The organism is Rhodococcus coprophilus NBRC 100603, from assembly GCF_001895045.1.
GTDB classification, from domain to species: Bacteria; Actinomycetota; Actinomycetes; order Mycobacteriales; family Mycobacteriaceae; genus Rhodococcus; species Rhodococcus coprophilus.
Genome location: NZ_BDAM01000002.1, coordinates 92,080 through 113,925, shown reverse-complemented (window position 1 = coordinate 113,925; position 21,846 = coordinate 92,080). Strand labels below are relative to the sequence as shown.

Below are 21,846 nucleotides of genomic sequence, written 5' to 3'. Positions count from 1 at the left end.
CGGCGCCGACCGTGAGCGGCCTCAGCTCAGCGGTACGCCGCCGACGCCCCAGTTCTCCCCCGGGACCTCGGTGATGGTCACCCACACCTTGTCGGGGTTCTTTCCGGCTGCTTCGGCGTAGGCCTCGGTCACCGCGGCGATCACCGCGCTCTTCTGCTCGGCGGTCAGGCCCGGGGTCTGGCTGATCTGAATCAATGGCACAGGAGAACTGTGCCATATCCGGGTGTGGCCGGAGCGGCCCGGCTGTCTGGCCGCCTGCCGGACGCGGGAATGTCGCGCCGGACCTTTCGCATTGGTGGAGAATAGTGTTCTCTGTATTGAGAGTTATATATACGTAAACTGAAAGTGGATAGGGGAGCGCATGTTGCTGGATCCGAGTCCGGATCAAGAGTTCTTCCGGGACACCACATCCCGGTTCCTCACCGACCGGGTGCCCGTAGCCGAGATCCGCCGCCTCCGTCACGATCCGGCGGGCTTCGGCGCGGAGTATTGGCGCAGCGGGGCCGAACTGGGCTGGACCAGCCTGCTCGCCGGGGAAGAAGCCGGTGGCGGCTCGATCGGTGAGCACGGCCTGGTCGATCTGACCTTGGTCGCCTACGAATTCGGCACCCACGCGGCGCCGGGTCCGCTGGTGCCGACCAACATCGTTGCCGACGTACTGGGCAGGTACGCCGACGCGCACGGGGACACCCTCGGTGCTCTTGTCGAAGGAAGTGCCACCGCTGCATGGTGTTCCGAGGAAGCGCGTCCGGGCAGCCGGACAGCCTCCGACGCGGTCGAGATTCGCGTGGAGGGAGAGCACGTCGTCCTGCGCGGAACCAAGCGTCCCGTCGAAGCGGCCGTGTCGGCCGACTTCCTGCTCGTCGCCGGGCGCACCGGTGACGGCCTCTCGCAGGTCCTCGTACCGAGCGGGACCCCGGGCGTACGGATCGTGCCGCTGAAGTCCATCGACATCACCCGTCGCTACGCCGCTGTCGAATTCGACGACGTACGGCTGCCCGTCACCGCGCTCGTCGGTGCGGCCGGTGGCGCCGCCGCCGATGTGGAGCGCGCATTGCAGGTGGGGGCCGTCCTGGCCTGCGCAGAGTCGGTCGGTGCGCTGCAGGCGGCGTTCGACCTCACCGTGGCGTGGGCGTTCGACAGATACTCGTTCGGGCGTCCGCTCGCGTCCTACCAGGAACTCAAACACCGCTTCGCGGACATGAAGATGTGGCTCGAGGCAAGTCACGCCATCAGCGACAGCGCGGCGGAAGCCGTTGCCACACAAGCGGACGACGCCCCCGAACTGGTTTCCGCGGCGAAGGCGTACATCGGGCACTACGGCGGCGAACTGTTCCAGGACTGCGTGCAGATCCACGGCGGGATCGGCATCACCTTCGAACACGACCTGCATCTGTTCGCACGGCGCGGCGCCGCGAATCGATCCAACTACGGCACGCCGGCCGAGCACCGCGCCCGCATCGCCGACATCGTCGAATACCAGGAGGCCAACCGATGACCGTCGAGAGCTCGCCGACCAGCCGGGACACGGAATCGCTGGACGAGTTCCGGGCACGTGCCCGGTCGTGGATCCGCGACAACCTCGAACGCTCCGGCCCGTCCTCCCTGGTCGGAGTGATCCGCAACGAGAACACCGACGAGGAGGAACTTGCCGCGGTCCAGCACGAACGAGACCTCCAGCGCGCGCTCTTCGACGCCGGACTCGCGGGAATCTGCATTCCGCGTGAGTACGGCGGACAGGGGCTCACGCGCCCGTATCAGCAGGTGCTCAACGAAGAACTGAGCGGGTACGAGTACCCGTCGCGGCTTCAGGTGCCCACCTTCGTGCCGTGCGCCGCGGTCCTCCTCGAATTCGGCACCGAAGAGCAGAAACAACGGCACATTCCCGCGATCCTCAAGGGCGAGGAACTGTGGATGCAGATGCTGTCCGAGCCGAGCGGCGGATCGGATGTCGCGGGGGCGGTGACCACCGCGGTCCGCGACGGCGACGACTGGATCCTCAACGGGTCGAAGATCTGGACGACCGGTGCATGGTGGTCGGACTGGGCTCTGTGCCTGGTCCGTACCAACTGGGACGTGCCGAAGAACCGCGGGCTGACCGTCTTCATGGTGCCGCTGAAACAGCCGGCCATCGAGGTACACCGGATCGAAATGCTCAGCGGCTCCAGCGAATTCTGCCAGGAGTACCTGACCGATGTGCGCGTGCCCGACAGCGATCGCGTCGGTGAGGTCGACGACGGCTGGACGGTGGGGACGCGGTGGATGTTCCACGAGCGGATGTACCTGAACTCGCCCTACACGACCATCCCGGCGGGCTCGGTCCGCGGCGGATCACGCATCTCCGAACTGTTCGACGTCGCTCGCGACGCCGGAAGGCTCGGCGATCCCGTCGCCCGGGACCTGCTCGGTGAGGCCCGGGCGCTCGAACTGGCCAAGCAGGCACTGAGCCGGCGCGTCGGTCAGGGAATGGCGAACCGGACGATCTCCGATCAATCCGCGAGTATCGCCCGGTTGATGTCCGGCGTGGTCGAAAGCCGTCTGGTCACCATCGGATACGAGTTCACCGGCGCGGACGGCGCTGCATGGGGCTCGGACGACGGAGCGGTCGCCGAACGTGGGGTCGACTATCTGATGCGCCAGGTCTGGTGCATCGCCGGTGGCACCACGGAGATGGCCCGCAACGCGATCAGCGAGCGGGTGCTCGGCATGCCCCGGGAGCGCAGTCACGATCCCAACCTTGCGTTCCGCGACGTGCCGAAGGGCCGCTCCGCGGGATAGCCGCCGGGGTCAGACCTTTCATGATCAGGCCTTCCGGGGTCAGGCTTTGCCGGTTCCGGAGGCGATCCCCTTGTCGATCTGCTCGACGAGCACCGACCCGATGCGTGCGAGATCGCGCACCCGGTGCTCGTCGAGCCCGTCGAACACGAGACGCTGCACCGTCTCCACGTGTGCGGGCGCGGCCTCGACGACCTTCGCGTACCCGGCGTCGGTGAGCACGGCGTAGGACCCGCGGCTTCCGGGGATCGGCTCGCGGCGCACCCATCCTCGTTTTCCGAGCCGGGTGACGACGTGGGACAGGCGCGAGAGCGACGCGTTGGCTTCGGTGGCGAGGGTGCTCAACCCGAGGCGGCGCTCGGGTGCTTCCGAGAGCACGGCGAGCACGAAGTATTCGAAATGCGTCATGTCCGCGTCGCGCTGCATCTGTGTGTCGAGCGCGGCGGGCAACCGGGTGATCACCGCGACCAGGACGCGCCACGCCTCCTGCTGGTCGGCATCGAGCCACCGCGGGTTCTCGCTGTTCATCGGGGGAGTCCTCGTTTCCGTCGTCGTGCCTCCAGCCTGTCGGAGTGGGTGGCAGCGGGTGCACCCGGGGGGAGCGACCTGGCGATCACCGCCGACGCACGTTACGATACTTGAAGCTTCAACTTAAGGAGTTTCATGAGCGAGATGCCCGCCCTCTTCCTCAGCCACGGGGCACCGCCCCTGGTCGACAGCGAACTGTGGGTGAACCAACTCCGCACGTGGGCTGCGGCGCTGCCCCGCCCGACCGCGATTCTCGTGGTCTCCGCGCACTGGGAATCGGCGCCCCTCACGATCGGGTCCACCACCACGGGGACGCCGCTCGTCTACGACTTCGGTGGCTTCCCGCGCCGCTTCTACGAGGTCACCTACGGCGCGCCCGGAGCGCCGGACCTCGCACGCCGGGTGGCGATGCTCATGCCCGACGGGGAACCGGTCGTGCACCAACCGCAGCGAGGACTCGATCACGGCGCCTATGTGCCGCTGACGGTGATGTACCCCGATGCCGACATTCCGGTACTGCAGATGTCGTTGCCCAGCCTGGATCCGCAACGCCTTCTGCGCCTGGGCGAGCGACTGCGGCCGCTGCGGGAGGAGGGGGTTCTCATCGTCGGATCCGGTTTCACGACACACGGACTGCCGTTCCTGCGCGACCCGCGACCCGAGGCCCCCGCACCGGGGTGGTCCGCGGAGTTCGACCACTGGGCGAGCGAACAACTCGCGCGCGGGGATGTCGACGCACTGCTCGATTTCCGCCGCCGCGCACCCGGTATGCCCTACGCGCACCCGACCACCGAGCACTTCGCTCCGCTGTTCGTCACCCTGGGTCTGTCCCGGGATCCGGCGCAGCCGCCCGAACAGGTCGTCGACGGATTCTGGATGGGCCTGGCCAAGCGTTCCATCCAGGTCGCCTGAGACGCGCGTCGTCCGGACACCGCGTCGGTCCGTCCGGGGCGACCGCGCCTGCGCCGCCCCGGATGATCCCTGGGATGATGGGCGCATGTCCGGCGAGCCCACCACCATTCCCGCAGCCACCACCGATGTTCCCGCCGGTGGCTGGTCCGATTCCACCACCACGCGCGAGCAGTTCCGGCAACTCGCGCGAGAGCACCGCGTGGTGCCCGTGACCCGCAAGGTGCTCGCCGACGCGGAGACACCGCTCTCGGCGTACCGCAAGCTCGCCGACGACCGTCCCGGCACGTTCCTGCTCGAGTCCGCAGAGAACGGCCGGTCGTGGTCCCGGTGGTCGTTCATCGGCGCGGGCAGCCCCGCGGCGCTGACCGTCGTCGACGGCGAAGCCGCGTGGTACGGGCACGTCCCGGCCGGCACCCCCACCGGGGGAAATCCTCTCGACGTGCTGCGGGAAACCCTCGAGCTGCTCCACACCGACCGCATCCACGGACTTCCGCCTCTCACCAGCGGCATGGTCGGCTACCTCGGCTACGACACCGTCCGGTATCTCGAGAAACTGCCGCAGCTCGCCGACGACGACCTGCAGATCCCCGAACTGGTGATGATGCTCGCGACCGATCTCGCCGCCGTGGACCACCACGAAGGCACCATCTGGCTCATCGCCAACGCGGTGAACTGGGACGGATCCGACCGGCGCGTCGACGAGGCCTACGACGATGCGGTCGCCCGGCTGGACCGGATGACCGCGGCGCTTGCCGCACCGGCGCCGGCCACCGTCGCGACCTTCTCGCGCCCCGAACCCCAGTACCGCCGTCAGCGCACCACCGAGGCGTTCAGTACCGACGTCCGAAAACTCATCGGGGACGTCGAAGCCGGTGAGGCGTTCCAGGTCGTGCTCTCGCAGCGATTCGAAATCGATTGCGACGCTGCGCCCATCGACGTCTACCGCATGCTTCGGGCATCGAATCCGAGTCCGTACATGTTCCTGCTGCACATCCCCGGGCCGGACGGTGACACCGCGTTCTCGATCGTCGGCTCGAGCCCGGAAGCGCTGGTGACCGTCGCGGACGGCACCGCCACCACACATCCGATCGCGGGAACCCGGTGGCGCGGTGCCGACGAGGAGGAGGACACGCTCCTCGAGAAGGATCTGCTGCACGACGAGAAAGAGAACGCCGAACATCTCATGCTGGTCGATCTCGGCCGCAACGATCTCGGCCGGGTGTGCGAGCCGGGCACCGTGAAGGTGCACGACTACCGCCACATCGAGCGCTACAGCCACGTCATGCACCTCGTGTCCACGGTTACCGGACGGCTCGCCGACGGCAATCGCGCACTCGACGCCGTGACCGCCTGTTTCCCGGCGGGCACACTCTCGGGCGCGCCGAAGGTGCGGGCGATGGAACTGATCGAAGAACTCGAACCCACCCGGCGCGGCATCTACGGCGGCATCGTGGGCTATCTCGATTTCACCGGCGACGCGGACACCGCGATCGCCATCCGGTCCGCGCTGATCAAAGACGGCGTCGCGTACGTCCAGGCGGGCGCCGGCATCGTCGCCGACTCGGTTCCCGAGGCCGAGGACACCGAAGCGCGCAACAAGGCGATGTCGGCTCTGGCGGCGGTCGCGGCGGCCGCGACGGTCACCAACTACAGCGGAGACGCACAGTGAGCGCCCCCGGCTCCGCGGATGCTCCCCGCTCCGGCGCGGGTCGCCGCCCGACGGTCGTCGCGGCCGGTCTGCTCGCGCTCGGCGCCGCGGCACTGTGGGGGTCGAGCCGGATGACGTGGGTGCGGGCCGAGTCGTCCGACGGCCTCGGCGCCGACCGCGTCACCGACCTCGAGGGCGCGAAATGGGCCGCTGCCACCACGCCCCTCGCGCTGGCGCTGCTCGCCGCGATCGCCGCGGCATTCGCGGTCCGTGGACGGGCACTGCGCGTCGTCTCGATCGCGGTGGGGGCGGTTGCGGTCGCCGCGGCTGTTCCGGCCGTGCAGTTGCTCGTGGGAGGGGGCGATGCGGACACCGCGGCGCGGATCGCCGAACTGCCCGGCCGGGCCACGGTCACGGCGGTGACGGTCTCTCCGTTGCCGGCGGTCCTGGCGCTTCTGGGCGCGTGCCTCGCGATCGCCGCCGCGGTCGCACTCTGGCGGACTCCGCGTGAACAGGCCGGCTTGTCGGCGAAGTACGACAGCCCGGCAGCGCGCCGCGACGCGGCCGTGCGACGAGCCGAGACCGACGAACCGATGACCGAACGGACCCTGTGGGACGCAATGGATGCGGGCGAGGATCCGACCGTCGACCGCGACGACGAGGGGAACGACGACGGGGACGTATCCGATTCGGGTACCCGGCGATGAGTGCCGCGGGCGCGCCCACTAGGCTGAAGAAATCCGATGAGCTTAATCACATCGGGATTGACAAGGGTGGGAAAGGACTCGAGCCACGATGACAGTTCTCGACTCGATTCTCGAAGGTGTGCGAGCCGATGTCGCCGCCCGTGAGGCGGTTGCCGACTTCGCTTCCGTCAAGGCCGCCGGTGCTGCCGCGCCCGCGCCGATCGATGCGAAGGCCGCTCTCCGGGAGCCGGGTATCGCGGTGATCGCAGAGGTGAAGCGCGCAAGCCCCTCGAAGGGTGCGCTGGCCGACATCGCCGATCCTGCCGAGCTCGCCAAAGCCTACGAGTCGGGCGGTGCACGCGCCATCAGCGTTCTCACCGAGGAGCGCCGTTTCCACGGCAGTCTCGCCGACCTCGACGCCGTGCGGCGCGCGGTGCGTATCCCGGTGCTCCGCAAAGATTTCGTCGTCGGCCCGTACCAGATCCACGAAGCACGCGCTCACGGCGCGGACATCGTGCTGCTCATCGTCGCCGCGCTCGAGCAGACCGTGCTCGCGGCGCTGATCGATCGCACCGAGTCGCTCGGGATGACCGCCCTGGTGGAAGCGCACACGGAAGAAGAGGCCGACCGCGCGCTGGAAGCCGGCGCGACCGTCATCGGCATCAACGCGCGTAACCTCAAGACGCTCGAGGTCGACAAGAACACCTTCGGACGCATCGCGCCCGGACTGCCCAGCCACGTCATCAAGATCGCCGAATCGGGTGTCCGCGGACCGGCCGACCTGCTCGCGTACGCGGGAGCCGGAGCCGACGCGGTCCTGGTGGGCGAAGGTCTGGTGACCAGCGGCGACCCGCGGCAGGCCGTCGCCGAACTGGTGACGGTCGGTACGCATCCGTCATGCCCCAAGCCTGCGCGCTGAGCTGTACCCCGGGCCGGACCCGGGCATGATCGGCACCGCCGGACCCGGGCATGATCAGCACCGCAACGTGGGGCAGACTGGATACGTGACTGCAGACGATTCCGTACTTTTCGCCAAGGGGCGCGGGCTTCCCTCGATGAGTGACGCCGTGTCCACCCCCACCGCGCACGAACCCGATGTCCGCGGTCATTACGGAGTGTTCGGCGGGCGGTACGTTCCCGAGGCGCTCATGGCGGTCATCGAAGAGGTCACCGCCGCCTACGAGAAGGAGCGGACCGACCCCGGGTTCCTTGCCGAACTCGACCGCCTGCAACGCGACTACACCGGCCGCCCGTCCCCGGTGTTCGAAGCGACCCGCTTGAGCGAGCACGCGGGCGGGGCGCGCATCCTGCTCAAGCGCGAGGACCTCAATCACACCGGCTCGCACAAGATCAACAATGTGCTCGGTCAGGTTCTGCTCGCCAAGCGCATGGGCAAGACCCGCATCATCGCCGAGACCGGCGCGGGCCAGCACGGCGTCGCCACCGCCACCGCCTGCGCACTGCTCGGACTCGAGTGCCGCGTCTACATGGGCGAGGTCGACACCGAACGCCAGGCTCTCAACGTGGCGCGCATGCGCCTGCTCGGCTCCGAGGTCATCGCCGCCAAGACCGGATCGCGCACCCTCAAGGACGCGATCAACGAAGCCATGCGCGACTGGGTGACCAACGCCGACAACACGTACTACTGCTTCGGCACCGCAGCGGGGCCGCATCCCTTCCCGGCGATGGTGCGCGACTTCCAGCGCATCATCGGACTCGAAGCCCGCGCGCAGGTGCACGCGATGACCGGTCGACTGCCCGACGCGGTGGTCGCGTGCGTCGGCGGCGGTTCGAACGCCATCGGCATCTTCCACCCTTTCATCGACGACGCGTCGGTCAAGCTGATCGGTTGCGAAGCCGGCGGTGACGGCGTGGAGACGGGCCGCCACGCCGCGACCATCGGTGGAGGCAGCCACGGCGCTCTGCACGGCGCGTACTCGTACCTGCTCCAGGACGAAGACGGCCAGACCATCGAATCGCATTCCATCTCAGCGGGTCTCGATTATCCGGGCGTCGGGCCCGAGCATTCGTGGCTCGCCGACATCGGCCGTGCGGAGTACCGGGCGATCACCGACAGCGAGGCCATGGACGCGTTCGCGTTGCTGTGCCGCACCGAAGGCATCATTCCCGCGATCGAATCCGCGCACGCCGTTGCCGGCGCCCTGCGGCTCGGACCCGAACTGGGGGAGGGCGCGATCATCCTCGTGAGCCTGTCCGGCCGGGGCGACAAGGACGTCGACACCGCAGCCCGCTGGTTCGGTTACCTTCCGGCAAACGACAGCGACAGCACCCAAGGAGCCGCGCAGTGAGCGCCCCGCACGAACGCCTCACCCAGATCTTCGCCACCTGCCGCGCGGAGAACCGTGCCGCGCTGATCGGGTACCTTCCCGTCGGCTATCCCACCGTCGACGGGTCGCTCGAAGCCATGGCGACGCTGGTGGAAGGCGGATGCGATCTCATCGAGGTCGGTATCCCCTACAGCGACCCGGTGATGGACGGCACCACCATCCAGGAAGCCGCATTCGAGGCGATCGCCAACGGCGTGAGGGTCCGCGATGTGTTCCGGGCGGTCGAAGCGGTGAACGCCGCCGGCGGAGCAGCCGTCGTGATGACGTACTGGAACCTGGTGATGCGCTACGGCGTGGAGAACTTCGCTCGTGACCTCGCGGCCGCCGGTGGCCTCGGGCTCATCACCCCCGACCTCATCCCCGACGAGGCAGAAGAGTGGATCGCCGCGTCCGAGAAGTACGGGCTCGGCCGGACGTTCCTCGTGGCACCGTCGTCGACCAATGAGCGACTCGCCATGACCCTCGACCGATGTGTGGGCTTCGTCTACGCGACTTCGACGATGGGTGTCACCGGCGCGCGCGACCAGGTCGACAACCGCGCACCCGAGATCGTGGCCCGGGTGCGTACCCACAGCGACATCCCCGTCGGTGTCGGTCTCGGCGTGCGCAACGGTGCCCAAGCCGCCGAGATCGCCGGTTACGCGGACGGCGTGATCGTCGGTTCGGCGCTCGTGACTGCTGCGGGTCAGGGCCGCGACGCGCTGCTCGCCCTGACGCAGGATCTCGCGCGGGGCGTGCGCTCGGCTACCGTGGCGTCGTGACAACCACTGCGTCTGTTCTGGCTTATCTGCCGAGTCCGTCACAGGGCGTCTGGTACGTGGGCCCGCTGGCCCTGCGCGCCTACGCCCTGTGCATCATCGTCGGCATCGTCGTCGCGATCTGGTGGGGTGATCGTCGCTGGGTCGCCCGCGGCGGCAAGCCCGGCACGGTACTCGACATCGCCGTGTGGGCCGTTCCGTTCGGTCTCGTCGGCGGCCGGCTCTACCACGTCGCTACCGACTGGCAGAAGTACTTCGGCGACGGCGCGAACCCCGCGGACGCCCTGAAGATCTGGGAAGGCGGACTCGGGATCTGGGGGGCCGTCGCACTCGGTGCGGTGGGTGCCTGGATCGGCTGCCGCCGTCGCGGCATCCCGCTGCCGGCATTCGGTGACGCGCTGGCCCCGGCCATCCTGCTCGCCCAGGCGATCGGGCGCCTCGGCAACTGGTTCAACCAGGAACTCTACGGCCGGGAAACCACCGTGCCGTGGGGCCTCGAGATCTACCAGCGCGCCGACGACGCCGGTCGCGTGTCACCCTCGCTGATCGACGGTGTCTCCACCGGCGAGGTGGCCTTCGTCGTCCACCCCACGTTCCTGTACGAGTTGCTGTGGAATGTCGCCGTGGTCGTGCTGCTGGTTCTCATCGACCGCCGCTTCGCCATCGGCCACGGGCGCCTCTTCGCGTTGTACGTCGCGGGTTACTGCGCCGGACGGTTCTGGATCGAACTCATGCGCACGGATGCTGCGACCGAGATCGCCGGGATCAGGATCAACACATTCACCTCGGGGATCGTGTTCGTACTCGCCGTCGCCTACGTGATCTTCGCGCGCAAGGGTCGAGAAGACCCGGCGACCCTCGGCGGAACCCCGACCCAGGTGTCCGCAACTGCGCCGGTCGGCGCGGGCGCGGCAGCCGAAAAGCCGGTGACCGATGCGTCACCGGCCGGAGTCGAGAAGACCGAGACCGACGATCCGGAGATCGACGCCGGAGCTGAACCCGCAGGTAAACTCGACACCTCACCGCCGGGCAAGAGCAAGGGAGACAACTCGTGACCTCACCGGACCCGGGCGCTTCCGACTCGCACGACTCCGACCCTGCCAAGCCGGACCTGCGCAAACATTCCGGCAGCCGGAAAGCGGACCCGGACGCCCCGAAGGACCCGGATGCTCCGAACGCCGGGGAACCTGCACGCGACTTCGGCCCGACCTTCGACTACGACGCGACGGCGCACGCCTCGTTGTCCGAGCAGCAATCCCCGTCGGAATCCTTCGGTGGCCACACCGGAACCCCCGGGCCCGGATGGGACACTTACTCGGGGGTCGGCAACGGCCCGGGCTGGGGTACGACGCCGAGTTACCCGCCACCGGCCGAGCATCAGTCCGACTACCCGCCGCCCGGCAACTACCCCTATCCGGACCCGAACTCCGCGGGGGGATCCGCAGCACCGGGACCCGTGTACGGCACCCCCGACCCCCGGTACCCGACGTCCGCGCCGGGGATCCCCAACCCGGACGTCCCGCCGGCCGGGTACGGCGCGGCGCCGACGCCGTACGGCCCGCCGCCGCAGGGTTACGGCCCGCCCCCGGGCTACAACCCGTCGCAGGGGTACGGCCCCTCGCAGGGATACGGCCCACCTCAGGGTTACGGCGCCGATCCCTCGGCCCCGTTCGGACGCGACCCCTATACCGGCGAGGCGTACTCGGAGAAGTCGAAGGTCACCGCGGGCGTTCTCCAAATCTTGCTCGGAGCATTCGGCGCCGGCCGCTTCTACCTCGGTCAGCCCGGTACAGCCGTCGCGCAGATCGCCGTCACCTGGCTGACCTGCGGTGTCGGCGGAATTTGGCCGCTCGTCGACGGCATCCTGATGCTCACCGGCAAGGTCCGCGACGAGCAAGGGCGACCGCTCCGTCCGTAAGGCTCGTGTCGCCGCGGCCGACAGTCCGCTCGGCCCGCGGCGATCCGGTTGAATGCCACCGCAACGGGTATACGCGCACCGTGCCGCCACTCGATTTCTCCACCCTCTCGCGCTCCTCAGTGCCCTTGCGCTCGGCGCTATCCTGGACGTTCCGCGCCGCCTCCGCGTTGTGCGGGGCGCGGGTGTTCCACCCCGAGGGTGCTCTGTTCCGCGGTGCGCTGGAGGCGCGCGAGGAGGGTGGACCCGTTCCCCCGGGGCAATACGCGGTCACTGCGGGACTTTCGCGGGGCGTCGGCCTGCCCATCGGTGTGCCCGACTCGACATGGACGATTCCGCAATGACCTCGTTCGACCCCGTGGTGCGCTGTCCTCCGACGCTGCGCATGTGGCCCGGAGTAGTCGCCGAGGTGCGCAGGGAGCCGTGCGGGACGCGGCGGTCGCCTCGACGAGTGAAGTCGACGCTCGCGACGGACAACGTTTCGCCGGTGGATCCCGGCCGAGAAGGAGAAGCAATGACGGCAGAGAAGAAGACTCGTTCCGACGACCGCGACGAGGCGAACGACGCGGACGGGTCGCACGCGCGCGAGCCGAAGGGCGGCCGTCCCGGACCCGCCGACGAAGGTGGGACCGGCGGGATGGCCACCAGGGAGAATGCCCCTGAAATAGCAGAGGACCGGAAGGACTGACACACCGGGTCACCTGGTCCCACGCGGGTTCGCCGGTTACGGACTCCGATGGTGGCCGCGCACCATGGGGGCTAGGCTCGAGTCGTGACCCGACGTACCAAGATCGTATGCACTATGGGCCCGGCAACCTCCGACCCCGACGTCCTTCGGGACCTCGTCGAGGCCGGAATGGATGTTGCGCGCCTGAACTTCAGCCACGGAGATCACGCCGATCACGAGGTCCAGTACAACCACGTGCGCGCAGCCGCCGACGCGTCCGGAAAAGCGGTCGGCATCCTCGCCGACCTCCAGGGGCCCAAGATCCGGCTCGGTCGATTCGCCGAGGGACGCACTGTCTGGAGCAACGGGGAACTCGTCCGCATCACGGTCGACGATGTCGAGGGCACCCACGACCGCGTCTCGACCACGTACAAGGAACTCGCTCAGGATGCGGTCGCCGGCGACCGTCTGCTCGTCGACGACGGCAAGGTCGGTCTCGTGGTCGAATTCGTCGAGGGCAACGACGTCGTGTGCCGCGTGACCGAGGGCGGACCGGTCAGCAACAACAAGGGTGTTTCGCTGCCCGGCATGAATGTGTCGGTTCCGGCCTTGTCCGAAAAGGACATCGCCGACCTCGAATTCGCGCTGCAACTCGGCGTCGACTTCATCGCGCTCTCGTTCGTGCGGTCCCCGTCGGACATCGAACTCGTGCACGAGATCATGGACCGCGTCGGACGCCGCGTGCCGGTCATCGCGAAGCTCGAAAAGCCCGAAGCCATCGAAAACCTCGAGGCAGTGGTGCTCGCATTCGACGCGGTGATGGTTGCTCGCGGTGATCTCGGCGTCGAACTGCCGCTCGAGGAGGTCCCGCTCGTACAGAAGCGCGCGATCCAGATCGCACGGGAGAACGCCAAGCCCGTGATCGTCGCAACGCAGATGCTCGAGTCGATGATCGAGAATTCCCGCCCGACGCGCGCGGAGGCATCCGACGTCGCGAACGCCGTGCTCGACGGCGCCGACGCGGTCATGCTGTCCGGCGAGACCTCGGTGGGCAAGTTCCCGATCGAGACTGTCAAGACGATGGCGCGCATCATCGCGGCCGTCGAATCGGATACGACGGATGTCCCCGCGCTGACGCACGTTCCCCGCACCAAACGCGGCGTGATCTCGTACGCGGCGCGCGACATCGGTGAGCGGCTCGACGCGAGCGCACTGGTCGCCTTCACCCAGTCGGGCGACACGGTGCGCCGGCTCGCCCGGTTGCACACCCGGCTTCCGCTGCTGGCCTTCACGCCCGCGCCGAGCATCCGCAATCAACTGGCACTGACCTGGGGAACCGAGACGTTCTCGGTGTCTCCGGTGGACACCACCGACCAGATGGTCGAACAGGTGGATGCGGCGCTGCTGTCGCTCGGGCGTTACCAGCGCGGCGACCTCGTGGTGATCGTCGCCGGTGCCCCCCCGGGACGGACGGGCTCGACGAACCTCATCCACGTACACCGTCTGGGGGAAAAGGACACCCGGTGACGGATGTCGACACCTCGGATCTGCACGTCCTCCTCGGTCTGCTCGATCTCGAGCAGACCGGCGAGGACGTGTTCCGTGGGCAGCATCCGCCGCAGGTCGGTGCGCGGACGTTCGGCGGGCAACTCGTCGCGCAGGGGCTGATCGCCGCGGGACGCACCGTCGGTGACCGGCCGGTGCACGTGGTCAACGCGCATTTCATCCGCGGCGGCAACGTCAAGGCTCCGATCGAGTACCGGGTCGCGCGGCACCGGGACGGGCGCGACTTCGCCAACCGGATGGTGACCGCCTATCAGGACGATCAGGAACTGTTCGTCATGCTCGTCGCCTTCCAGCGCTGGGGCAAGGGACTCGAGCATTCCGTCACTGTCCCGGAAGTTCCTCTGCCGGAATCTCTTCCACCCATCGGGGAACGGTTGCGGGGTTTCGAGGAGCAGTTGCCGTATTTCGCGGGGGCACTCAAACCCATCGACATGAGGTATGCGAACGACCCCGCCTGGGTGCTGCGGGGCACGGGCGAAAGGCTCAACCACAATCGTGTCTGGATGCGCCCCGACGGTGAGATGCCGGCCGACGCCCTGCTGCACGTGGCGGCCCTCGCCTACAGTTCGGACACCACGGTGCTCGATTCGATCCTGACCACCCACGGATTGTCGTGGGGGCTCGACCGGATCGTGGCCGCGACGGTCAATCACTCGATCTGGTTCCACCGGCCTCTCCGCTTCGACGACTGGCACCTCTACGCCACCGAGTCGCCGATCGCTGCGGGATCGCGAGGGATGGCGACCGGGCGCTACTTCGACCTCGAGGGCCAACTCGTCGCCACGGTCGTGCAGGAAGGCCTCGTACGGCACTTCCCGTCACGTCGCTGAAGGGCAGGCTCTCACGTTCGTTCGCCGGATTCGTCGAGGCGCTCGAGGGCGCTCGACAATCGGCGCAGCGCCGCTACTGCGCCCTCGAACTCGTCCCCGCCCATCTCGTCGCACAGTCGGCGTGCCGCGGTCTCGTGCGCTGGGGTGATCTTCGCCACGGCGTCCTGTCCCGCGGGCGTCGCGGCGACGAGTTTCGCACGCCGATGCGCGGGGTTCGGCCGGTACTCCGCGAGGCCCTGTCCGACGAGCAGGTCGGCGGTGCGTTGCACGCTCTGACGCGTGATGCCCATCTCGCGCGCGATTGCGGCGACCGGCAGGGGAGTGGTGAGCACGGCGCCGAGCACCTGCCACCGTGCGGCGGTCAGCCCCACGGGTCGGGCGAGAGTCTCGGCCAGGTCCAGGAACTGCCCGTTGAGGCGGAACGAGGCCAGAGCGGCGTCGCCGAGCAGTTGCCGCACAGAGTTTTCCGTCGTGCTCATGCCTCGTGTGCCGTTAGTTCGTAGTACCCGGACGGGTCGTGCTGTCCGTAGAGCTTGTACCAAGCGGTGAGAACGTCGGGCGGGTAGAGGTCGAGACGCTCGAAGATCGCGCGGGCGAATTCGACCGGCGCGATGCCGCTCGCGGTCACGAGATCCCCGTCGACGACGGCGAGTTCGTCGCGATAGAGGTGTGCGCCCCCGTAGCCGATTGCGTTCAAGAACTCCGGCGCGTTGCTGGTATGGGCGCGGTCGTCGAGCAGTCCCGCCCGTGCCAGTCCGCCGGTGGCGCCGCAGATCGCTGCGACAGGTACTCCGGAGTCGAGGAATGCGCGGGCGGTGTCGGTGAACGGTGCGAACGCGTCGGTGGGCCAGATGTTGTTGCCCGGCAACACGAGCATCGCACTGGTGGCCGGGTCCACCTCGTCGAGTGCGACGTCCGGAGCGATGCGGAGTCCACCCATCGTGGTGATCGGTTCGCGTTCGACGGCGACGGTGCGCACGGTGTAGCGGCCGGGCCGGATCTGGTGGTCGGGGTTCGCGATACTCGCCATCGCATACCCGATCTCCCAGTCGGCGAGGGTGTCGCAGAGGGCGAAGTAGACGACTTCAGGCATGACAGAATGCTGTCGTAGTGACAGTTGGATGTCAACGGTGATTTGCCCGCCCGTCGCCGGGACGTTTAGCCTTGTTACCGACCACTCTGTGGTTTCGCTGTCGTCTAGGGCCGAGCCGGCCCACCGGAGGGGACATGTTCGGCATGAATCGAGCACGGGACATGCACACACGCGCGGGCGTCGCCACCCCGTCGTGTTGTCGTGCCTGCCGCTGACACCCCGACCGGGGCATCGGTGCCCCGGAAGCCCGTGCCCGAAATTCCTCTCCCGAACCGCTAGCGCCGCTGGTCACGTCCCGACAGGCGCCGGTTCGAAAGGATTTACCATGTCCGTTTCGACGACACTGCCGATCATCGACCTCACCCGATTCGACGGTGCACCCGCGGAGCGAGTCGCTGAACTCGAACGCCTCCGCACCGTCACACACGAGATCGGGTTCTTCCATCTCACCGGCCACGGAATCGATCCCGCCGCGGCCGACGACCTCATCACCGACTCCCGCGCGTTCTTCGCACTTCCCGACGCCACCAAGCTCGAGATCGAGAACACCCACTCACCGCACTTCCGGGGCTACACCCGGGTCGGCGGGGAACGGACCCAAGGCAACATCGACTGGCGCGAACAACTCGACATCGGACCGGAACGTGAAGCGGTGGCCGAAGTCGACGACGCCCGCCCCTGGGAAGTGCTGCACGGTCCGAACCTGTGGCCGGACCAGGTGCCGCAATTGCGGTCCTCGGCACTGCACTGGATGGAACGGCTGCAGACCGTCGGACTCCGGTTGCTGCGCGCCTGGGCCGAATCCCTCGGAGCGCCCGCCGCCTTCTTCGACGAGGTCTTCGCCGATCCGGACCCCTTGCTCAAGATCGTGCGCTATCCCGGGCACGACCGGTCGGTGACCGATCAGGGCGTCGGAAGCCACAAGGACGTCGGAGCGCTGACTCTGCTGTACCCGGAACCCGGCAGCACCGGATTCCAGGTGCAGCGCGACGGGGAATGGGTCGAGATCGACCCTCTCCCGGGACACCTCCTCGTCAATATCGGTGAACTCCTCGAGCTGGCCACCGGTGGATACCTCACTGCCACCGTCCATCGTGTGGAACCACCCGCCGCGGGCTCGGACCGGGTGTCCCTACCGTTCTTTCTCAATCCCGCGCTCGACAAGGCGCTCCCCACCATCGCGCTCTCCGACGATCTTGCGGCCGATGCGCGTGGTGTGGGACGCGACGCGCACGGCGGAGAACTGCACGCGGTGTACGGGATCAACGCGCTCAAATCCCGTCTCCGTGCGCATCCCAACGTCACCGAGCGGTACCACGCACGGTTGCTCCGGTCGCCCGAACTCAGCCGATGACCGCTCAGCCGACCGCCGCCGCGCAGCGTCCCGTGCCCGAATCGTTCGTCCTCGCAACACGTCCGCCGTAGCGGGCGAAGACTTGACCTCCCCCCGGGATGCGCGCAGCGTGTCTTCCGGTCCGTTCCACCCTGTTCCACCTGCCGGTCGTCCGGCAGTTCCCCAACGGAAGGTAGTACCCGATGTTTTTGCGTCGTACCGTCGTCGCGACCGCCGCTCTCACCCTCGCCGTGGGCCTGGCAGCCTGCTCCTCGTCCGGAGGGGACGAGAACACTCTCCGCATCTCGGCGTCGTCGACGCCGCACGTCGAGATCCTCGATCACATCGTGAGCACCGGTGCGCTCGGCGACTACCAGCTCGATGTCCTCGAGATCACCGGTGAGGTGGACCCGAACGAGTTGCTCGAAGCCGGTGACGTCGACGCGAACTTCTTCCAGCACGAGCCGTACCTGATCGACTGGCAGAAGCAGAACGGTGTCGACGATCTCGTCGCTGTCGCCGATGTGCACCTCGAGCCGCTGAGCCTGTACTCGAACAAGATCGGGTCGCTCGACGAGTTGAAGGACGGCGACACCGTCGCGGTTCCGCGCGACACCACCAACTACGCCCGCGCGCTGTACCTGCTCGAATCGGCCGGCCTGATCGAGATGGATGTGCCCTTCGGCCAGGCAGACCTCTCGGTGGTCACCGAAGCGAACATCACCGCGAATCCGAAGAACCTGAAGTTCATGGCTATCGAGCGTCCGCAGCTCGCCCGTCAGCTCGACGACGCGCAGATCACCGCCGCCGTCATCAACTCCAACTACGCCCTCGAGGCCGGTCTGACGCCCGCCGAGGACGGCATCGTCACCGAACAGGTCGAGGGCAACCCCTTCTCCAACCTGCTCGTCGTCCGCGCGGAGAACGAGAACGACCCCGCCGTCGTGGCGCTCGCCGAGGCTCTCGAGTCGCCCGAGACCGCAGCGTGGATCGACGAAACCTACTCGGGATCCGTCGTTCCGGTCCAGCCTGAGAACTGATGATCGTCGTCGACAACCTCGTCAAGACCTACCCCGGCGCCGGTGGCGCCGGGGAGGTCGCGGCGTTGCGCGGGGTCTCTCTGAACATCCCCGACGGTGAGATCTTCGGGGTCGTCGGTCCCTCCGGCTCGGGCAAATCCACTTTGCTGCGATGCCTGAACCTGCTCGAGAAGCCGACGTCGGGCCGGATCCTGCTCGGCGGTGACGACCTCTCGACCTTCTCCGGGGCAGACCTACGCTCTGCCCGCCGCCGGATCGGCACCGTCTTCCAGCAGTTCAACCTGCTCCACTCGCGCACCGTCCTGCGCAACATCGAACTGCCTCTCGAGCTCGCCGGGCTCGGTAAGGACGAGCGACGCACACGCGCGTCGTCGCTGATCGACCTCGTCGGCTTGTCGGGCAAAGAAAAGAGCTATCCGTCCCAGTTGTCGGGCGGACAGCAGCAGCGCGTCGGCATCGCACGGGCGCTCGCCGCGGAACCCGAAGTCCTGCTGTGCGACGAGGCCACCAGCGCCCTCGACCCCGACACGACCGATCAGGTGCTCGACCTCGTCGCGGAAGTCAACCGCACGCTGGGCGTGACGGTCGTGGTGATCACCCACGAGCTGGGGGTCCTACGCAGAATCTGCACGTCGGCGGCGCGGCTCGAGGCCGGCCGGATCGCCGAGACCGGCCGGATCACCGATCTCATCGCCTCGCCCGATTCTGCGCTCGGTGCGGCCATGTTGCCCGTGGGTGACGATCCGTCACTCGGCTCGACCGCAGATACCGCTGTGGTCACGGCCATCGGGGACGCAGCGCACGGGCCGTGGTTGTCGCAGATGATCCGGGACGCCGACGCCGATATCGCCGTGGTGGGCGGGCGGGTCGAGCAGGTCGGCGACGTGACCGTCGGCCGGATGCGCCTGCGTTTCACCGCGGAAACCGATCACGCCCGGGTCGAGCAGTTCGTCGACCGGCACCCGCACCTGACCCTGTCGTGGGGCGCGGGAACCGAACTGGAGGGACTCACCGAATGAGGTCACACGCCCGATGAACAAGCTCACCTGGTACGACTCCTTGCCGGAAGTGTGGGAGGCGACCCTCGAGACGCTGTACATGGTGACGGTGTCGTTCGTCCTCACGGTGATCGGGGGCGTGCTGGTGGGAATCGTCCTGCAGGTCACGTCCCCCTCGGGGCTCGTGCCGAGGAGGACGCTCAACACGGTCCTCGGAGTGATCGTCAACCTGTTCCGGTCGTTGCCGTTCCTCATCCTGCTCATCGCATTGATCGGTGTGACGCGGGCGATCGTCGGCACCGCGATCGGTCCGACAGCGGCGATCGTCCCCCTCACGATCGGGGCGATCCCGTTCTTCGCGCGGATCGTCGAGTCCGCATTGCGGGAGGTCCCGCGCGGCCGGGTGGAGGCAGCCCAGGCCATGGGTGCGTCGACCGGGCAGATCGTGCGGAAGGTCCTTCTGCCGGAAGCGGTGTCTCCTCTGGTGGCCGGAGCGACCCTGACACTCGTGCTGCTCGTCGGGTACTCCGCCATGGCCGGGGTGATCGGCGGCGGTGGTCTCGGTGACTTCGCGATCGTGTACGGCTACCAGCGTTTCAACACGCCGGTGTTACTCGTCGCGGTGGTCGTGTTGATCGTGATGGTGCAGATCATGCAGTCCATCGGCGACGGCATCATCCGGGCATACGCGCATCGTCGATGATCGATGTCCTGCCGAGCCGGCCCGGCTCGGCAGGAAGCGCTGCTCGGCGCATGCAGTGGCACGCGAATACAACGCGGTGACCAGCCACTAATGCGTTGCGAGGTTTATGTCACAGTTGATAGTATTTCCGTTACCAAACCGCTCTCATCGAGCGGCAGCGGAACAGGGTGCCGACTCCGTTGCAAAGCGGAGGAGCGTACCGCCGTTTCGAGGGGCTCGAGCGGCAGGTGCGCGGGCGTGGGGGCGTCCGACAACTCTGTTCCAGGGAGGGAACGGAGAAGTTCGTCATGGTTACACATCGTCGAAAGTCATCCGAGAACGCGCCGTCGTCGCAGCGGAGGATGCTCGCCATAATCGTTCTCTCCGGCATGCTCACGATCGGGTTCTCCGCCGCCGCACTCACCGACTCGTATTCGATCGGCATCATCTCCTCGCTTCTCGTCGGGGGCTGCATCATCGTCGCCCATCTGATGATCGCGCCGGGTGCGATCATCGGGCGTGGAGTCACGTATGCCGCTGCGGGAGAAGAGCTTCCGGTGCCAGCCGACGTTTTCGATATCCGGCACGGCTGACCGACCCCGCCAGTGCCCGCGGTACGGACGACCGGAGCGGCGCCGAGGTGTTCTCGCGCGCGTCACACCGGTCCGGAGCCCTGTCTACGCCCGCATACTCCAAGAACTGATCGGCGGCGCGCACGGCGAGATGGCCGTCACCATGTCGTCGGCCTGCTCGGTGCCTACGGCCGTGCCGTGCGGCAGTGCTCGGCCGAGGTCGGGCACGTCCCCGTGCGGTCGTCCCGCTCGGGGACATCCGAGCCGGCGCGGCACGACATCGTGCGGTCGGCCGACGGTAGCGGCACCTACACCCGGATCCGCCCGGGGCAGGGGGCACAGGGCGACACGCCCGGCGAGTATGTCCGGATACAGGCTCCCGGCCGGGGGAGCCTCTAGCATCGGGCGCGTGACCGCCGCCCCCGACCGCACCGACTCCTCCGCACCGCTGCGCATTCTCCTCTACAGCGACGACGCGGCCGTGCGTGCGCAGGTCCGGGCGGCGCTGGGAGACCGGGTCCATCCCGATCTTCCGCCGCTCGAATACGTCGAGGTCGCCACCGCGCCGGTGGTTATCGCGCACATGGACGCGGGGGAGATCGCCCTCGCGATCCTCGACGGGGAGACGGCACCTGCCGGTGGTCTGGGCATCGCCAAGCAACTCAAGGACGAGATCGATCCGTGCCCGCCGATCCTGGTGCTCACGGGCCGGGCCGACGATGCGTGGCTGGCATCGTGGTCGCGTGCCGAAGCCGTCGTCACACGGCCGATCGACCCGCTGGCGCTGGCGCGGGAAGTCGTGCGGCTGCTGCGTGCAGCAAACCGCTGAGTATCGAACGCGGCGGATGAACCTACCCCATTTGTACTCCGGTCCGGAGCGGACACGCGCGGCCGAATTCGGCACCCGAAATCGCTGACAAGTCCGGCACGAACGCTACTAGTGTGTGTGCGGTAGCTCACAAGTGACCGAGTTGTCCCGGATTGCCGGGCTCGGCACCGGGAACGAAGGTTCGGTGGCTACGGCACGACCGGGGGACGTCAGCGGAACCGGAGGTGGGGATGAACGTCTACGTACCGATCCTGGTGCTCGGAGCGATCGCTCTCGCATTTGCCGTGTTCTCTGTGGTCGTGGCGTCGATAGCCGGGCCCAGTCGCTACAACCGGGCGAAGCTGGAAGCCTACGAATGTGGCATCGATCCGACGCCGCAGGCGGCGGGAGGCGGGCGTTTCCCCGTCAAGTACTACCTCACGGCCATGCTGTTCATCATCTTCGACATCGAGATCGTCTTTCTGTACCCGTGGGCGGTGAATTTCGATGCGCTCGGTGTATTCGGATTGCTGGCGATGGGGCTGTTCATGGTCAACGTGTTCGTGGCCTACGCCTACGAATGGAAACGCGGAGGCCTCGCGTGGGAGTGAATTCCGCGGCGGGCTGACGGTAGAAGACAGTTCGTCGAAGTCGTTGTGCGAGAAAGTGATCCACACCAACTACGGA

25 protein-coding genes are annotated in these 21,846 nt (G+C 67.8%); 21 read left to right on the top strand and 4 right to left on the bottom strand.

Translation table 11 applies throughout. From position 1 onward, the window contains the following. Nucleotides 1-21: 21 nt before the first annotated feature. Entirely contained in the window at nucleotides 22-201 is a 180-nt protein-coding gene (locus RDCOP1_RS04890) for a tautomerase family protein (RefSeq protein ID WP_072699003.1), read from the bottom strand. Nucleotides 202-361: 160 nt separating this feature from the next. On the opposite strand from RDCOP1_RS04890, the gene RDCOP1_RS04885 reads away from it, so the two are divergent. Both RDCOP1_RS04885 and RDCOP1_RS04880 read left to right on the top strand, forming a co-directional pair. Further along, nucleotides 362-1,498 (top strand): acyl-CoA dehydrogenase family protein, encoded by a 1,137-nt coding sequence (locus RDCOP1_RS04885; protein WP_072699002.1) that lies wholly within the window; start codon nucleotides 362-364, stop codon nucleotides 1,496-1,498. After that, nucleotides 1,495-2,778, top strand: a complete 1,284-nt coding sequence (locus tag RDCOP1_RS04880) for an acyl-CoA dehydrogenase family protein (protein ID WP_072699001.1) — start codon at nucleotides 1,495-1,497, stop codon at nucleotides 2,776-2,778. The genes RDCOP1_RS04885 and RDCOP1_RS04880 overlap by 4 nt, the downstream gene beginning before the upstream one ends. Before the next feature lie 39 nt (nucleotides 2,779-2,817). Here the strand turns inward: RDCOP1_RS04880 and RDCOP1_RS04875 are convergent, their stop codons facing one another. Next, nucleotides 2,818-3,303 (bottom strand): MarR family winged helix-turn-helix transcriptional regulator, encoded by a 486-nt coding sequence (locus RDCOP1_RS04875; protein ID WP_072699000.1) that lies wholly within the window; start codon nucleotides 3,301-3,303, stop codon nucleotides 2,818-2,820. Nucleotides 3,304-3,447: 144 nt separating this feature from the next. Here RDCOP1_RS04875 and RDCOP1_RS04870 point away from each other — a divergent pair, with 144 nt between their 5' ends. The 12 genes from RDCOP1_RS04870 to RDCOP1_RS04820 all read left to right on the top strand — a co-directional run bounded on the left by RDCOP1_RS04870 (nucleotide 3,448) and on the right by RDCOP1_RS04820 (nucleotide 14,633). After that, nucleotides 3,448-4,215 (top strand): dioxygenase family protein, encoded by a 768-nt coding sequence (locus RDCOP1_RS04870; protein ID WP_072699169.1) that lies wholly within the window; start codon nucleotides 3,448-3,450, stop codon nucleotides 4,213-4,215. Nucleotides 4,216-4,300: 85 nt separating this feature from the next. Then, a complete protein-coding gene (locus RDCOP1_RS04865) occupies nucleotides 4,301-5,884 on the top strand; it encodes an anthranilate synthase component I (RefSeq protein ID WP_072698999.1) in 1,584 nt (527 codons plus the stop codon). Continuing rightward, nucleotides 5,881-6,570, top strand: coding sequence for a TIGR02234 family membrane protein (locus tag RDCOP1_RS04860; protein WP_072698998.1), 690 nt, complete (start codon nucleotides 5,881-5,883; stop codon nucleotides 6,568-6,570). The genes RDCOP1_RS04865 and RDCOP1_RS04860 overlap by 4 nt, the downstream gene beginning before the upstream one ends. 88 nt (nucleotides 6,571-6,658) lie before the next feature. Next, nucleotides 6,659-7,468 carry an indole-3-glycerol phosphate synthase TrpC gene (trpC, locus tag RDCOP1_RS04855; protein ID WP_072698997.1) on the top strand — a complete coding sequence of 270 codons (810 nt, stop codon included), beginning with the start codon at nucleotides 6,659-6,661 and terminating at the stop codon, nucleotides 7,466-7,468. A 136-nt stretch (nucleotides 7,469-7,604) separates the two neighbouring features. Further along, complete coding sequence (trpB, locus tag RDCOP1_RS04850) at nucleotides 7,605-8,858, top strand: tryptophan synthase subunit beta (RefSeq protein ID WP_072699167.1); 1,254 nt, start codon at nucleotides 7,605-7,607, stop codon at nucleotides 8,856-8,858. Then, nucleotides 8,855-9,658: a tryptophan synthase subunit alpha gene (gene trpA, locus RDCOP1_RS04845; protein WP_072698996.1), complete on the top strand. Its 804-nt coding sequence runs from the start codon at nucleotides 8,855-8,857 to the stop codon at nucleotides 9,656-9,658. The genes trpB and trpA overlap by 4 nt, the downstream gene beginning before the upstream one ends. Then, nucleotides 9,655-10,710, top strand: a complete 1,056-nt coding sequence (lgt, locus tag RDCOP1_RS04840; RefSeq protein ID WP_072698995.1) for a prolipoprotein diacylglyceryl transferase — start codon at nucleotides 9,655-9,657, stop codon at nucleotides 10,708-10,710. The genes trpA and lgt overlap by 4 nt, the downstream gene beginning before the upstream one ends. After that, complete coding sequence (locus RDCOP1_RS04835) at nucleotides 10,707-11,573, top strand: TM2 domain-containing protein (protein ID WP_084722413.1); 867 nt, start codon at nucleotides 10,707-10,709, stop codon at nucleotides 11,571-11,573. Before lgt ends, RDCOP1_RS04835 begins: the two co-directional genes overlap by 4 nt. An 80-nt stretch (nucleotides 11,574-11,653) precedes the next feature. Then, complete coding sequence (locus RDCOP1_RS21590; RefSeq protein ID WP_174555767.1) at nucleotides 11,654-11,914, top strand: hypothetical protein; 261 nt, start codon at nucleotides 11,654-11,656, stop codon at nucleotides 11,912-11,914. A 170-nt stretch (nucleotides 11,915-12,084) separates the two neighbouring features. Then, nucleotides 12,085-12,258, top strand: a complete 174-nt coding sequence (locus RDCOP1_RS21440; RefSeq protein WP_169848821.1) for a hypothetical protein — start codon at nucleotides 12,085-12,087, stop codon at nucleotides 12,256-12,258. 84 nt (nucleotides 12,259-12,342) lie between these two features. Next, nucleotides 12,343-13,764, top strand: a complete 1,422-nt coding sequence (gene pyk / locus RDCOP1_RS04825) for a pyruvate kinase (protein ID WP_072698993.1) — start codon at nucleotides 12,343-12,345, stop codon at nucleotides 13,762-13,764. After that, nucleotides 13,761-14,633: an acyl-CoA thioesterase II gene (locus RDCOP1_RS04820; protein WP_072698992.1), complete on the top strand. Its 873-nt coding sequence runs from the start codon at nucleotides 13,761-13,763 to the stop codon at nucleotides 14,631-14,633. Before pyk ends, RDCOP1_RS04820 begins: the two co-directional genes overlap by 4 nt. Before the next feature lie 11 nt (nucleotides 14,634-14,644). Here the strand turns inward: RDCOP1_RS04820 and RDCOP1_RS04815 are convergent, their stop codons facing one another. After that, the gene (locus tag RDCOP1_RS04815) at nucleotides 14,645-15,112 is read right to left on the bottom strand and encodes a MarR family winged helix-turn-helix transcriptional regulator (protein WP_072698991.1); all 468 of its coding nucleotides are present in this window, start codon (nucleotides 15,110-15,112) and stop codon (nucleotides 14,645-14,647) included. Continuing rightward, a complete protein-coding gene (locus RDCOP1_RS04810; protein WP_072698990.1) occupies nucleotides 15,109-15,726 on the bottom strand; it encodes a type 1 glutamine amidotransferase family protein in 618 nt (205 codons plus the stop codon). Before RDCOP1_RS04810 ends, RDCOP1_RS04815 begins: the two co-directional genes overlap by 4 nt. Before the next feature lie 325 nt (nucleotides 15,727-16,051). Between RDCOP1_RS04810 and RDCOP1_RS04805 the strand changes: the two genes are divergently transcribed. The 7 genes from RDCOP1_RS04805 (at nucleotide 16,052) to RDCOP1_RS04770 (ending at nucleotide 21,770) form a co-directional block, all read left to right on the top strand. Continuing rightward, nucleotides 16,052-17,080: an isopenicillin N synthase family dioxygenase gene (locus RDCOP1_RS04805; RefSeq protein ID WP_072698989.1), complete on the top strand. Its 1,029-nt coding sequence runs from the start codon at nucleotides 16,052-16,054 to the stop codon at nucleotides 17,078-17,080. A 182-nt stretch (nucleotides 17,081-17,262) separates the two neighbouring features. Further along, a complete protein-coding gene (locus RDCOP1_RS04800) occupies nucleotides 17,263-18,099 on the top strand; it encodes a MetQ/NlpA family ABC transporter substrate-binding protein (protein ID WP_072698988.1) in 837 nt (278 codons plus the stop codon). Continuing rightward, nucleotides 18,099-19,118: a methionine ABC transporter ATP-binding protein gene (locus RDCOP1_RS04795; protein ID WP_072698987.1), complete on the top strand. Its 1,020-nt coding sequence runs from the start codon at nucleotides 18,099-18,101 to the stop codon at nucleotides 19,116-19,118. The genes RDCOP1_RS04800 and RDCOP1_RS04795 overlap by 1 nt, the downstream gene beginning before the upstream one ends. Before the next feature lie 13 nt (nucleotides 19,119-19,131). After that, nucleotides 19,132-19,800: a methionine ABC transporter permease gene (locus RDCOP1_RS04790; protein WP_072698986.1), complete on the top strand. Its 669-nt coding sequence runs from the start codon at nucleotides 19,132-19,134 to the stop codon at nucleotides 19,798-19,800. A 287-nt stretch (nucleotides 19,801-20,087) separates the two neighbouring features. Beyond that, nucleotides 20,088-20,372 carry a hypothetical protein gene (locus RDCOP1_RS04785; protein ID WP_143152178.1) on the top strand — a complete coding sequence of 95 codons (285 nt, stop codon included), beginning with the start codon at nucleotides 20,088-20,090 and terminating at the stop codon, nucleotides 20,370-20,372. Between the two features lie 340 nt (nucleotides 20,373-20,712). Next, complete coding sequence (locus tag RDCOP1_RS04775) at nucleotides 20,713-21,180, top strand: Rv3143 family two-component system response regulator (RefSeq protein ID WP_239537372.1); 468 nt, start codon at nucleotides 20,713-20,715, stop codon at nucleotides 21,178-21,180. Between the two features lie 230 nt (nucleotides 21,181-21,410). Then, a complete protein-coding gene (locus RDCOP1_RS04770) occupies nucleotides 21,411-21,770 on the top strand; it encodes an NADH-quinone oxidoreductase subunit A (RefSeq protein ID WP_072698982.1) in 360 nt (119 codons plus the stop codon). Nucleotides 21,771-21,846 lie beyond the last annotated feature (76 nt).